The organism is Burkholderia sp. AU28863 (genome assembly GCF_002223195.1).
Taxonomy (GTDB): Bacteria; Pseudomonadota; Gammaproteobacteria; order Burkholderiales; family Burkholderiaceae; genus Burkholderia; species Burkholderia sola.
Genome location: NZ_NKFE01000005.1, coordinates 349,090 through 362,677 on the forward strand (window position 1 = coordinate 349,090; position 13,588 = coordinate 362,677).

At 65.6% G+C, this 13,588-nt stretch carries 2 protein-coding genes and 1 pseudogene; all 3 read left to right on the forward strand.

Going from position 1 to position 13,588, the window contains the following annotated elements; all coding sequences use genetic code 11:
* Positions 1 to 68 precede the first annotated feature (68 nt).
* Entirely contained in the window at positions 69 to 11,897 is an 11,829-nt protein-coding gene (locus CFB81_RS18125; protein ID WP_256976331.1) for a filamentous hemagglutinin N-terminal domain-containing protein, read from the forward strand.
* Entirely contained in the window at positions 11,894 to 12,277 is a 384-nt protein-coding gene (locus CFB81_RS35560) for a hypothetical protein (RefSeq protein WP_143328611.1), read from the forward strand. The genes CFB81_RS18125 and CFB81_RS35560 overlap by 4 nt, the downstream gene beginning before the upstream one ends.
* 325 nt (positions 12,278 to 12,602) lie before the next feature.
* Positions 12,603 to 13,233 (forward strand): annotated as a pseudogene (locus CFB81_RS18130) (transposase); the annotation flags it as partial.
* Positions 13,234 to 13,588: the final 355 nt, after the last annotated feature.

Consider the following 13,588-nt stretch of genomic DNA (forward strand, 5'->3'; position numbering starts at 1 on the left):
CTCGGCGCCACGGTCGGCAGGCCGGTGGCGTACGGCGCGGGACCATGAAACGAAGCGAACAACAGAAGATGAACACGTCCAAGCGTAAGACCTTGCAGCAGCTTGCCGCCGCCGGTGCGGCGCGAATCGGTGCACGTGCGCGGTCGGCGGCAAGTGCGCCGCGATGCTTCGCGGTCGAGCAGGTCGCGGGATCGTACCGCTGGTGGCAGCGTGCGACGAGCGCGCTGCTCGCGCTGGCGATGTTCATCGGACCGATCACGGTCACCGTCGAGCAGGGTCGCGATGCAGCCGGCGTGCTCGGCGCGGGCAATCGCCGTATCGACGACGACGCATGGCAGCGGCTGCTCGATCTCGCGTCGCTGCATGTCCGATTCTCGATGCAGCTCGCGGCCGCCGCGCCCATCGCCGATCCCACGGCGCCGATCTCGTTTCAGCCTGCCATCACGCAGTCGACCGGCGCAGGCGGCGGCGTGCCGGTCGTCAATATCACCGCGCCGAACGCGGCCGGCATTTCGCTGAACCAGTATCAGCAATTCAACATCGATCCGGTCGGGCTGATTCTGAACAACAGCCTGATGTCGGGCACGTCGCTGACGGGCGGCAACGTGCAGGCCAACCCGAACCTGAACGGCCGCACGGCGAGCGTGATCGTCAACCAGATCACGTCGACCGGCAATGCCTACGCGAGCTTGCTGAACGGTCCGCTCGAAGTGTTCGGCGCACCCGCGGCCGTCGTGATCGCGAATCCGAACGGGATCACGACACGCGGCGCCGGCTTCACCAACACGATCGGCGTGACGTTGTCGACCGGCGCGCCGCAATTTCTCAGCGGCGTCGGCGGAAGCGCGACCGACTTCGCGAACGCGAAGGCGCTCGGCTACAACGTGACCGGCGGTCACCTGCAGATCGAAGGCAATGCCGGCGTCAACGGGCCCGGGGCAGGGATCGAGGGGACCGTGGGCACGATCGACCTGATCGGCGAGACGATCGGCATCAACGCGCCGCTCTATGCCGGCACGCGCATCAACGTGATCGCCGGGCGTCAGTTCGTGACACCGGCCGCCGTCGATACCTACGGCACCACGTACGGCACCGCGTCGAACGGCTCGGACAACGCCGCCGCGGCGATCAATGCCGCGAACGGCGGCGCGAATCGTTCGCTCGCGATCGACGCGACCGCGTTCGGCGCGATGACGGCCGGGCAGATCCAGGTGGTGAGCACCGCGGCGGGGATGGGTGTGCGATCCGACGCGCAGCTTGCCGCGAACGCGGGGGACTTGCTGCTGTCGGCGAACGGCGACGTCTCGGTCGCGGGCTCGGCCGCGCAGCAGCAGGCGACGGTTCATAGCGCCGGCAACGTGTCGATGACCGGTACGCACATCGGGGTCGGCGGTTACGCGATCGACGCGAACGGCGACGTGACGTCGACCGGATCGATCCAGTCCGGCGGCAAGCTCACCGTGGCGGCAGGCGGCAACGTGAACGTCGCGAATGCACAGGCGCACGGCGACATGACGGTCGCGGGCGGCACGAACGTCACGCTCGGCGACGTACAGGGCGGCGGTGCGTTGTCCGTTACCGCGCGCGGCGCCGACGGCACGGGCGACGTGAACCTGAACGGCACGTCGGTCGTGACCGGTGCAACGACCGTACAGGCGGCCCGCGACGTCAACGTGAACGGGCAGACGAACAGCGACACGCTGCGCGTAACCGCGCAACGCGATGCGACGATCAACGCGGCGCTGCAGACCTCCGGCGCGCTGGCGTTGACGGCGACGCAGGGCAGCGTCGCCACGCATGCGACGGTGAAGAGCGGGGGCGATCTTGCGCTGACGTCCGGACAGGACACCGTCGTCGCATCGCAGGCGACCGCGCAGAACGCGGTGAGCGTGCAGGCGGGGCGCGACCTGAGCGTGAGCGGGTCGCTCGCGAGCGGAACGACGTTCGCCGCCGATATCGCGCGCGACGCGTCGGTCGGCGGCTCGCTGATGGTCGGGACCGACGCGCGCGTGGATGCAGGGCGCAACGTCGATACGTCCGGTGTCGTGATCGTCCAGCGCAACGGGTTACTGAGCGCAGGCAACGACATCACCGGAAGCGGTTCGATCGCATTCGGCCAGAACGGCGCGTTGAACGCCGCGCATGACGTCGCGCTGACCGGCAAGCTGCTCGCCAATGGCCTGCAGGTCGACGCGGGCAACAGCGCGAATCTCGCGACGGTCCAGGCGGGCGGCGCATTCGGTGTGACGGCAAACGGCAACGCTGGCGGCGGCGACGTCGCGTTCAACGGCAATGCGGCTGCACTTGGCGCCGCCGACGTGCGCGCGTCGCGCGACGTCGTCGTGAACGGCACGCTGGCCGGTGGCGCGCAGGTCGCGCTTGCCGCGCAGCGCAACGTGATCGTCGGCGGCAGCGGCACCGTGCAGGCCGTCGGCGATCTGGCGATGACGGCGGCCAGCGGCAGCGTCGCGTCGGCCGGCACGTTGAACGGCGCGGGTGCGCTGACGGTGCAGGGCGCGCAGGATGTCTCGCTGACCGGCGCGACGACCGTAACGGGCGACGTGTCCGCCACGGCCGGCCGGGATCTCGTGATCGGCGGTGCGTTGGCCGGGCAGGGTGTCGCGACGCTCACGGCCGCGCGCGACATCGTCGCCGGCGGCACCAGCGGCTTCGTGCAGGACACGACGTTGAGCGCGGGGCGCGATATCGGCGTGACCGGTGCGTTCCAGGGGCGCGCCGTCTCGATGACGGCAGCCGGCTCGATCGCGCTGAACGACGTGCAGGCCAACGCGGGGCTTCGGCTCGCGACGCGCACGGGCGACGTTTCGATCGGCGGCAACGTGAACTCGCTGACGAACGGGACGATCGACGCGGCGCGCGACGTGATCATCAATGGCACGTTGCGCACGGCAAGCGGCCTGGTCATCGGTGGTGGCCGCAATACGTCGATCGGCGGGACGGTCCAGTCGAACGGCGATGTCGCGCTGACGAATGCGGCCGGCTCGCTGACGAGCACCGGCAATATCCAGTCGGGCGGCAATCTGTCGGTGAACGCCGCGCAGTCCGTGGATCTGGGCACGCACTCGACGTCGTCGCTCGGCGACCTGACCGTGGACGCGGGACGCGACCTGACGATGAACGGCTCCGTCGTCGCGCAGGGCAACGGCACGCTGAACGCCGGCGGCGCGATAGGCGGCGCGGCCGCCGTTGCGTTCGGGCTCGCGGCGAACCTCGGGTCCGGCGGCGATACGACTCTCACCGGTTCGCTGCGCGGCGGCAACGTGCGGACGACGGCCGGCGGATCGGCCACGCTGCACGACGTGCAGGCTGCGTCGGCGCTCGCGCTCAATGCGGCGAACGACCTGAGCGTGACCGGCGCGGTGACGGGCGGCGCGGACGTGGCGCTTGCTGCGGCGCGCAATATCGACATCAGTGGTTCGTTGCAGTCGGCCGGCAACACGTCGCTGCTGGCGACCGGCGGCAGTATCGGGTCGACCGGTGCGATCGCGAGCAATGGCGCGTTCGACGCGCAGGCAGGCAGCGACATCAACCTCGGCGGCAACACGACCGTGTCGCGCGACACGACGCTCGCGGCCGGACGCGACGTCAACGTAAGCGGATCGCTGGCCGGGCAGGGACAAGGCATCGTCAATGCGGCGCGCGACATCGTCGGTGCCGGCACGTTGACGTTCCGCCAGCAGGCCACGCTCGAAGCCGGGCGCGACGTCGCGCAGCGCGGGCTGATCCAGGGGCAGTCGGTCAGCGTGACGGCGGCCGGCAATGCGGCCGTGAACAACGTCGAGTCGACCGGCACGATCGCGCTACGCGCGAACGGCACGAATACCGCAACGGGTGCAGGCGATCTGCGCATCGACGGTTCGGTCGCCGCCGCGGGCGCGATCACGGCGTTCGCGCAGAACGACGTTGCGATCGGCGGCAAGGCCGCGAGCGGTTCGACGGTCGGCGTGACCGCGCAGCGGGACATCACCGTGAGCGGCGCGATCGAGTCGGTCGGCGATACGGCGCTCGCTGCGCGGCAAGGCAGCCTCAACGCGACCGGCGGCATCAACAGCGGCGGCAAGCTCGCTATCGCGACCGGCCTCGACCTGTCGCTCGGCGCGAGCACCAGCGCGATCGGCGACGCGACGCTGACGGCCGGCCGCGATGCCACGCTGAACGGCACGATGGTCGGACAGGCGAACGGCACGGTCACGGCCGCACACGACATCAACGGCGGCGGCAAGCAGGCGTTTGCCGCGACCGCGACCTATGCGGCGCAGCACGACGTCGCGCTGACCGGCGGCATGCAGGCGGCCGCGATCACGGTGACGGGCGGGAACAACGCGACGCTGCACGATGCGTCGTCGTCGACCACGTTGACGCTGACGGCGAACGGCAATGCCGGCGAAGGCGATGCGGGCGTCACGGGTGTGGCGTCCGCGCAGGGGGCGGCGAACGTGACGGGGGCGCGGGACGTGTCGATCGGCGGCACCCTCGGCAGCGGCGATGCGCTCGCATTGACCGCGCAACGCAACGTGGCGGTTAGCGGCGGCGTGGAGTCGAACGGCGACCTGAATACGACCGCCGCGAACGGTAGCGTCATGCTCACGGGGTCGACCACGACGGCGGGCGCGTTCAACAGCCTTTCCGGGCTCGATACGCAGCTCGGCGGCCAGATCGCGGTGGCGAAGTCGACGAACGTGCAGGCCGGCCGCGATATTGCATTGACGGGGACACTCGCGGGTCAACGCGACGGCACACTGAGCGCGGGCCGCGACATCAACGGTGCGGGCGCCGCGGCATTCGCCCAGTCGGCGACACTCGATGCCGCGCACGACGTCGCGCTGACGGGTGCGCTGCAAGCCGCGGCCGTCAACGTGACGGGCGGCAACAATGCGGGGCTCGGCACGGTTCAGGCCGTCAACGGCAATCTCGACGTCACCGCGAAGGGCGGTGCCGGCGGCGGCGATGTGACGCTCGGCGGAGCGGCCACCGCGTTCGGCGCGATGCAACTGCAAGCCGCACGGGACGCTTCCGTTGCGGGCGCAATCAACACCGGCGGCACGACGACGATCAATGCGGCGCGCAGTGTCGCGCTGTCGGCGGTGAATTCGGCGGGCGATCTCGCCGTGATCGCTGCGGGAGGCAACGCAAGTGCAGCGAGCCTGACGACGCAGGGCAACCTGAATGTCGGCGCCGCACTGGACATCGCGGTGACCGGGCAGAGTGTCGCGGGTGGCAATGCTTCGCTGAACGCGGGCCGCGACATGACGCTCGCAGGTGTGGGCGCGCAGCAAAGCGGCACGTTGACGGCGGGTGGCTCGGTGACTGCCGACGCGATCGCGTTCGCGCACCAGGCGAGCGTCACCGCGGGCGGCAATATCGCGGTGACGGGTAACGTCGCGACCAACGGCGATCTCGCGATGACCGCCGGCAACGACTTGTCGGCCGGCTCGGTGCAGGCGGGCGGCGCGATCGGATTGCGGGCGCAGGGCCATAACGGCGCCGGCGACGTGATGGTGAACGGCGCGGTGACGTCGGGCAATGCGACGACGATCGCGGCCGCGCGCGATGCGGGCATCGGCGGCGCGGCATCCAGCGGTGGTGCGCTGAACGTGACTGCGGGGCGCGACCTCGGTGTCGCGGGCGCGATCAATGCGACCGGCGACGCGACGCTGACCGCGACGGCGGGCAATCTCGGCGTCGGCGGCGCGGTCATGTCGACCGGGAATGTGCGGGCCAATGCGGGCGGCGGACTCGCGCTGCTTTCCGGCGGGCTCGTGAACGGCGATACGGCGTTGACGTCGGGCGGTGCGATGACGCTCGGCGGCGCGCTGTTCGGTCTCGGGGCCGCCAGTATCGACGCGGGCGGTGCGCTCGGCGGCGGCGCGGCACTGACGTACGGGAAGGACATCGCCGTCAATGCCGGAAACAGCATCACGCTCGGCGCGATTCAGGGTGCCGGCAAGCTGACGGCGGTGTCCGGCGGCGACATGTCGCTCGGTGCGACCACCGCGGTCGGCGACGTGTCGGCAAAGTCGACGGGCGGCAGCGTGTCGTTCGGCGGCTTGTTGCAGTCGGGCGGCAATGTCGCGGTTCAGGCCGCGAACAACGTGTCGCTCGCGGGCGGTGTGGGTTCGATGGGGACGGTCGACGTCAACGGCATCGGCGGCAACGTGTCGGTCGCGGGCGTGTCGGCGAACGGGGACGCGACGCTGCATGCCGGACAAACCGTCGCATTGACCGGCAACAGCATCGTTTCGGGGCAACTGGGCGTGTCGGGCGGCAACGTCACGCTGAGCGGTTCGGCCGTCGGATCGAAGAACGTGACCGTTTCCGCGCAGGGAACGGTCGATGCCGGCAATGCATCGCTCGTCGCATCGCAGAACCTGCAGGTGAACGGCGCGAACGTGACGCTCGGCAATGCGACGGTCGGCGGGGCGCTCACCGCGCAGGCATCGAATCAGCTTACGCTGGCGGGCGGGAAGGCGGTGAACGTCGTCGGCAACGCGACGCTGGCTTCGCAGAACGGCTTGTATAACGCCGCGAACGTGCTGGCCGGATCGCTCAACGTGTCGGCGCCGAACCTGACGAATGCGGCCGGTGCGTCGCTCGCGTCGATCGGCACGACGACGATCAATGCATCGAGCTTCGCGAACGCCGGGCTGGTGAACGGGACGACGACCAACGTCACCGTCGGCGGCGCGCTGACGAACGTGGGCGGCTCGCTGATGGCGGTGAACGCGCTCAACGTCAATACCGGGACGCTGAACAACCAGAGCGGGATCGTCTTTGCGGGCAATCCACAGGCGGCGACCGGTGCGACCGGCGACGTGTCGCTGACGATCAATGGCGGCAACGGCGCGTTCTACAACGCGGGCGGACAGTTGCTCGCGCAACGGAACATGGGGATCAGCGCGGTCAATATGGCGTTCGATCCATCGCAAGGGACGATCAGCCAGGGCGGCAACCTGTCGATCACGGCCGGGTACGTGAATGTCGGCGGCACGTGGAATTACGGCGGGCAGAGCGTTTCGCTGACGGGGCTGAACGGGATCACGAACAACGGCACGATCACCGGGACGTCGCCGTTGACGCTGACGGCAGGCGGCAGTTTCGAGAATCACGGGCAGGTCACCGGGGCGGATGTGACGTTCAACGGCACGCTGAACAATGCGGCCGGGGCGGTGGTGCACGCGGATAACGCGTTGACGCTGAATGGCGATACGACGAACCGCGGGACGGTTGAAGCCGGCAGTGTGCTGACCGTGAACGGGGGGAATTACGACAACCAGGGTGCGACGACGCAGTCGAAGGGGGATGCGAATTTCAATCTCGGCGGTTCGCTGCTCAATACGGGCGGCTCGATATTCGCCGGCCGGAACATTGGCATCTCTGCGGCGCAGGTGATCAACGATCAGACTGCTCCGCAGGGGGCCATCACGACGACCACGCAGGTCAACGACCCGGCGCTCCTGATGTCAGGGTCGGTGGGCTGGGTGGTCGTTGGCTACGAAGATGTCAAAAATGGAGACCATGGCTATGTCCAGGCTGCGTACAAATCGCTGCCTGCGACGCTCGGTGGCCTGCTGGCGCCGACGGGCTCGACCACGAACACCAGTTTGATGTCGGCTTCCGATCCGGTGGCGACGTCCGGCACGGTGACGTTCTATCAATACAACGTACAGACCGGCACCAATGACCACGGTGTTTCGCAGTCTTCAAACTACTGGTTCGTCGGAACCGGGCCCGGGGCCGGTGCACTCAAATCGGCGACGTTCACATTGCCGACGGTCTATCAAACGACGACTACCCAGCAAGCCGGAACGTCGGGCGTGATTTCCGCCGGCGGCTCGATCTCGCTGACTGCCGGTACCTTGTCCAATAAGGGCGGGCAGATCGCGGCGCAAGGCAACATCGCGCTCAACGTCCAGTCGTTGAGCAACGGCGCGGTTGCGCCGACCATGACGGTCAACAACTCGACTTATGTCGATCAGGCCCAGTACGCGAACTTTCTGGCGCAGCTTGCGGCGCTCGGAACGATCGGGGTCCAGGGCACCGGCAATCCGACCGGCGCTTTCAATTGCGACGGCGGCAACTATTGCCAGGTGGGTCAGCCTTACCTGCCGACGACGTTCCAGATCAACAAGGGAGCAGCTGCGCCTGCGGCTACCGGCACGGTGACCTTCACTACGCCGACCGGCATGATCGCGGCGGGCAGCAACCTGACGGTCGGCGGCGGCAATCTGACCAACGAGGGTCTGCTGTATGCCGGCAACAACGTCGCTATCACGTCCGGCACGCTCACCAACCAGGGTGGCAACCAGCAGAACTATGCGAGCCAGGTCGGCTGCGCATCCGGCGTGCCGAACTCCGCCTGCGGCAACGCAGGCCAACCGCGCGGCAACAACCCGACCACGACGACGTTCGGCTACAGCCAGAACGACGCGACGATCTATGCGGGCCACGATCTCGTGATCGCGGCCGGCCAGATCAACAATACATACGGCAATCTGCTCGCGGGCCACGACATCGTCATCGGCGGTGTCGGCACGACCGCAAGCTCGACCACGCCCGCACAGAGCCTGAACAACACGTCCGGCAACATCGTCGCGGGCAACGACATCAAGCTCAACGTATCGGGCGCGATCACCAACAATCTGCCGCCACCCGTACCGGTACACGAGAACTACGGCAAGCACGAGCAATACTCGGGCTGCATGACGGCCGGCGGCTACAAGGAAAGCTACTGCGAGGGCTATGTCGACCAGCAGTCGGGCAGCTCGTCGGTGATCAGCGCGGGCAACAACCTGCAGATCAATGCGGGTAGCCTGACGAACATCGGCAGCCTGATCGCGGCCGGCAACACCGCGACGATCGCCGTCGCAGGTCCCGTCGTGAACGAGGCGCAGGTGCTGAACGCCTACTGGCACTCGCATTGGGTGCAGGAAACCGGCATGTTCAGCAGCGACAAGCGTCACGACGTCTGGGCGTGCGGTACGCCGGAGCAGTGCAAGGCCTTGTACGGGAGCGCATACACGAGCACGGGCGGCACTATCGATCCGCCGACGCCGGTCGGCAACATCGCGGCGACGATCCAGGCGCCGAACCTGTCGATCTCGTCGGGCGGGCAGATCCAGAACGTGGGCAACGTGATCGGCACGTATGTGTCGTTGACGGGCCAGAAGCTGATCAACGGGATCACGACCGCGAACACCTACACGCCGCGTGTCAATGCGCCGTCGCAGGTCATTTCGCTGAGCCCGGTGGACTTGCCGGGGCTGAACCTGTCGGTGCCTCGTGCCGTCGGCACCGGCAAGCTGCCGACACCGATCGCGGGCGCTGCGTCGTACGTCGACGCGTCGCTCGGCGGTTCCGTGCTCGGTTCGCTCGGGCCGCAGGACTTGCTGAACAATCTGCCGTCGGCGCTGCAGCCTTCGTCGACGCTGTTCTATTACAACCCGCAGGAAGAGGACCTGCTGTTGCAGCAGGCGGCGCTGAAGCAGACAGGCAAGTCGAGCTTCGTCGACGGGCTGACGTACGACAACGAGAAAAACCTGTCGGTGACGGCGCAGGAAAAGATGTACCTGTACCAGAACGCGATCGATTACTCGAAGGCGCACGACCTGCAACTGGGCGCCGCGCTGACGCAGGAGCAGATCAACACGCTCGACAAGCCGATGCTGTGGTACGTCGAGCAGACGGTGCCGGACCCGACGTGTCATGCGACGGGAGCGGCGACGTGCCCGACGATTACCGCGCTGATGCCGCAGGTGTATCTGCCGCAGGACACGCAGGCGCTGTCGGCGGGCGGCAACATCTCCGGGCATGACGTCACGCTGAAGTTCAATCAGGACGGTAACGGCAGCATTCTGAATACGGGGAGCATCACCGCGTCGGGGACGCTGAGCGTCGACACGCACACGCTGACGAACCAGGCGAATCAGGTTGATGTCGGCGAGATCTGGCAGAAGGTCGATGGCGGGTATCTGAAGACGACCGGGACGGTGGTGCAGCCCGGTGGGTTCATGAGCGCGGCGAACATGGATCTGAACGTGCAGACGCTCGATCAGATTGGTGGGGCGCTGCAGAAGTTGAATGCAGACGGCACGGTCGATCAGGCTGGTACGCAGCAGGCACTCGCAAACCTGCAGCAGCAACTCGGCGTGAACTTTACGCAGACGTCAGTCAGTGATCACCTGCATTCGGACTTCGTGCAGGAGGGCGGCGGGCTGCCGACGTTTGCCATTGCGGCCATCGCGATCGCAGCGTCGATCGTGACGGCGGGCGCCGCCGCTGCCGCCGCGGGCGTTGTGATGACGCAGCTGTCGGTCGGTTCGGTAATGATCGGCGCACTTGGCGGCATGGTTGGAAGCATTACCAGTCAAGCGTTTTCGGGGGATGGGCTGAACTTCGGGCGGATCCTCCAGGCGGGAGCGCTCGGCGCATTGACGGCCGGCGTCATGGCTGGGACGGGTCTCGCTAATCTTCAGGGTTTGCAGGATCTCGGTCGAACAATCGGAACCGGTGGAGCGGTCTCGATGGGGCAACTCGGCCAGGTGTTGGAGAAGATTGTTGAGCGCGGCGTCGTGTCGGCCGCAATTAATACGGCCGTATCCGGAGGCAGCTTCGGCAGTGCGCTTGCGAACAGCATGATCAGCGATCTCGGTATGGTCGGCGCAGGTGCGATCGGTGTCGCTTCCACAGACAACACGTCAATGCTCGCAGAAGGGAGCCCTGGATACGTATTGGCCCATGCCGGATTGGGATGTGCATTGTCGGCGGCGAAAGGAACGGGGTGTGCAAGTGGAGCGATTGGCGGAGCGGCCAGCGCCTTGGTTGCTCCGGTCGTGCGCGATGCGTTGTACAACGGCCAGGACAACACCAACTATGTGGAGCGTGCGGACGGCACCGTTGAGAAAGTAACGGGCTTTGACGATCCGGGGCTCAATGCGCTGACCGCGGGGATCTCCACGATGGCTGGAGGTGCGCTGGCCAGCGCAGCGGGACAGAACACTTCCGGCGCAACCTTTGCAGCTGAGAACGAGGTGCTGAACAATGCACTGAGTCGGAAGTATGCGCCGCTCAAGGCTCAATTGGATGCCTGCGGCGGACAACCGAAATCATGCTATGTCGAGGCGCTGAAATCGACGCAGGACGCCTACGAACAATCCAGGCAGGACGTGGCGGCATCATGCGGTGCTGGTGGCAGCAGTGCGTCGTGCAAGACCGCACAGGCTGACATGGCGCAGTTGTACGTCAATCAGAAGGCGCTTGCGCAGTCCGTCGCGACGATGACGGACAACAACACGATCGCGTCCAACGCGATTCACAACGTCGTGTCCGCCGGCGTCGGGCTGCTTGCAGGCAGTATTCTTGGCAGAATTATTGGAGCAGTGCGTGGCTTTGGTGCTTCGTCGTCGGTTACCGTTGGCACAGCTTCGGAGCCGCTCACGGTGGGCGACGAGCCCTATGCGGGTCCGGGTAAGACTTGGGATGGAGGAATGTCGCATCCGGTTGCTTCCAATGTGGGCGGAACCACAAGCAGCACGGCTACTGCTGGAAGCGCGGCGAACATGACAGCTTCTGTGCAGCTTCGCACGCAGTTGGCGTTTGAGGAGGCTGGTATTCTTGACGCGAATGGTTTGCTGACGCAGTCGGCGATTCGAAATTCGGATCCGATTCCGCTCGCGGAGGGGAAAATCAAGAACCCGGTCGTCGTGCAGGAACTCACGCGCGACGGCTCGGCCATCACCGACTGGGGGAAGTACACGACGCAATCGGCGAAGATGCCTAACGGGCAGTCAATGCAAATTCACTACTACATGAATACGGTGACGGGTAAGGTTGATTACGTCACGTCTGATTTCAAAGTTAAGGGTATTGTCAAACCATGAAGGTTAAATATTGCAAGGTGCAAGCGCATGGCGGGCAAGAAGCTGACCCGAGTTTTACATTGGGAAATACGTATGTGGTTCTCGGCGTCCGCTTTCTGCCGGAAGCACGGCCAGCGATGATTATTGTCCAGCGTGACTCGGATGGAGCTCCGGTCATGGCGGAGCTTCGCAATTTCGACATTGTCGATTCAGCTATTCCGACCGGCTGGTGCCTCTCCGATTTTGGTGGTGGCTCCTATGCCATTGAGCCAAGCGCATTTTCAGGAGATTTCTGGGATCGATATCATGATGCTAATCCCGATGCGGAGAAGGTGTTCTCGCAAGTGGTAGAAGTGCTCGCCGCCTTTCATGCGGGAGTGGTTCCTCGTGCTGCCAAGTAACAAAGTGTTGTTTGTTTTGGGGCTTGAGTCTGCGAGTTTTCGACAGGCTTGGACTTGCCCCCTGTATGACCGGACACGAGGTCACGCTTAGGTTGGAGAATTTGAACCGCTTGGATTTCTTGGACAGTGCCGAGCGTTAGTATTCGGTCTTTCATGAGCCTTCGGCCGTAGGCCGAAGGCTGTATTGCCCGGCGAATGCGCCCGGCGTTAGATCCTTGAGCGCCATGTGAGGTCGAGTCTCATTGTAGTCATGTGCCGTCGCGGCGCGCGCCGGGCCTGTCAGGAATTTCGTGTTTAAGGCATAACATGCTCTCATGGAGAGTGTATGCCTCGCAAACCGAAAGCCCAAGCGGTGGAACTGCCGGCAATTCCGGCCGAACTGCTTGAGCAGTTTGGCAACGGTCCGATGACCACCGAAGCCATCAATGCCGCGACGCTGGCGCTCAAGCAGACACTGATCGAGCGAGCGCTAAGCGGCGAGATGAGTCATCATCTCGGCTACCCTGCCGGTGCGGCCAAGCCGGCCAACGCCACGAATCAGCGCAACGGGCGGGGCGCCAAGACGGTCCTGACCGAAGACGGCCCGATTCGTATCAAGTTGCCTCGCGACCGCGACGGCAGCTTCGAACCATCCTGATACCCAAGCACGAACGGCGCTTCACCGGCTTCGACGGCAAGATCGTTGCCATGTATGCCCGGGGCATGACCGTGCGCGAGATTCAGGGCTTCCTGCTGGAGCAATACGGTACCGAGGTCTCGCCCGACTTCATCAGTTCCGTGACCGACGAGGTCATGGCCGAAGTGACTGCCTGGCAGGTAGACCGCTTGAGCCGATGTACCCGGTCGTGTTCTTCGACGCCCTTCGGGTCAAGATTCGTGAAGACGCCGTCGTGCGCAACAAGGCGGTGTACCTGGCGCTGGGCGTGCTGCCTGACGGCACCCGTGACATTCTGGGCCGTGTAATTACTCAACCCGCCGTGAACACGGAAATCCTGACACCCCCTTGGATGCGCGGCCGATGACGCGGCGGGCGGGTCTCCAGCAGAAGCTTGGCGCGCCTCAACGTCAGTGCAGGGTGAAAACGACTTTGAGCGACCACCTTCACGACGCATCCGTGAGGATGCTCGGTTCGTCCGGGATCACGCGGATTAACCACATCACCTGACCCCGCGCCCGGGCGAGAACGGGAATGCTTCGAGCGACAAAGTCCCTAGAAAATTCCCTCGATAAACCCACCCTAAAGAAATCCCCACCACCGCCGTTACCTTCCTCGGTAGCTCAAAAAAGTATTATTAGAGCCGTAGAACCAAA

What these genes read in the sequence shown, in the direction of transcription:
- CFB81_RS35560 (WP_143328611.1), top strand. Translation starts at nt 11,894, where the DNA reads ATGAAGGTTAAATATTGCAAGGTGCAAGCGCATGGCGGGCAAGAAGCT.
- CFB81_RS18125 (WP_256976331.1), top strand. Translation starts at nt 69, where the DNA reads ATGAACACGTCCAAGCGTAAGACCTTGCAGCAGCTTGCCGCCGCCGGT.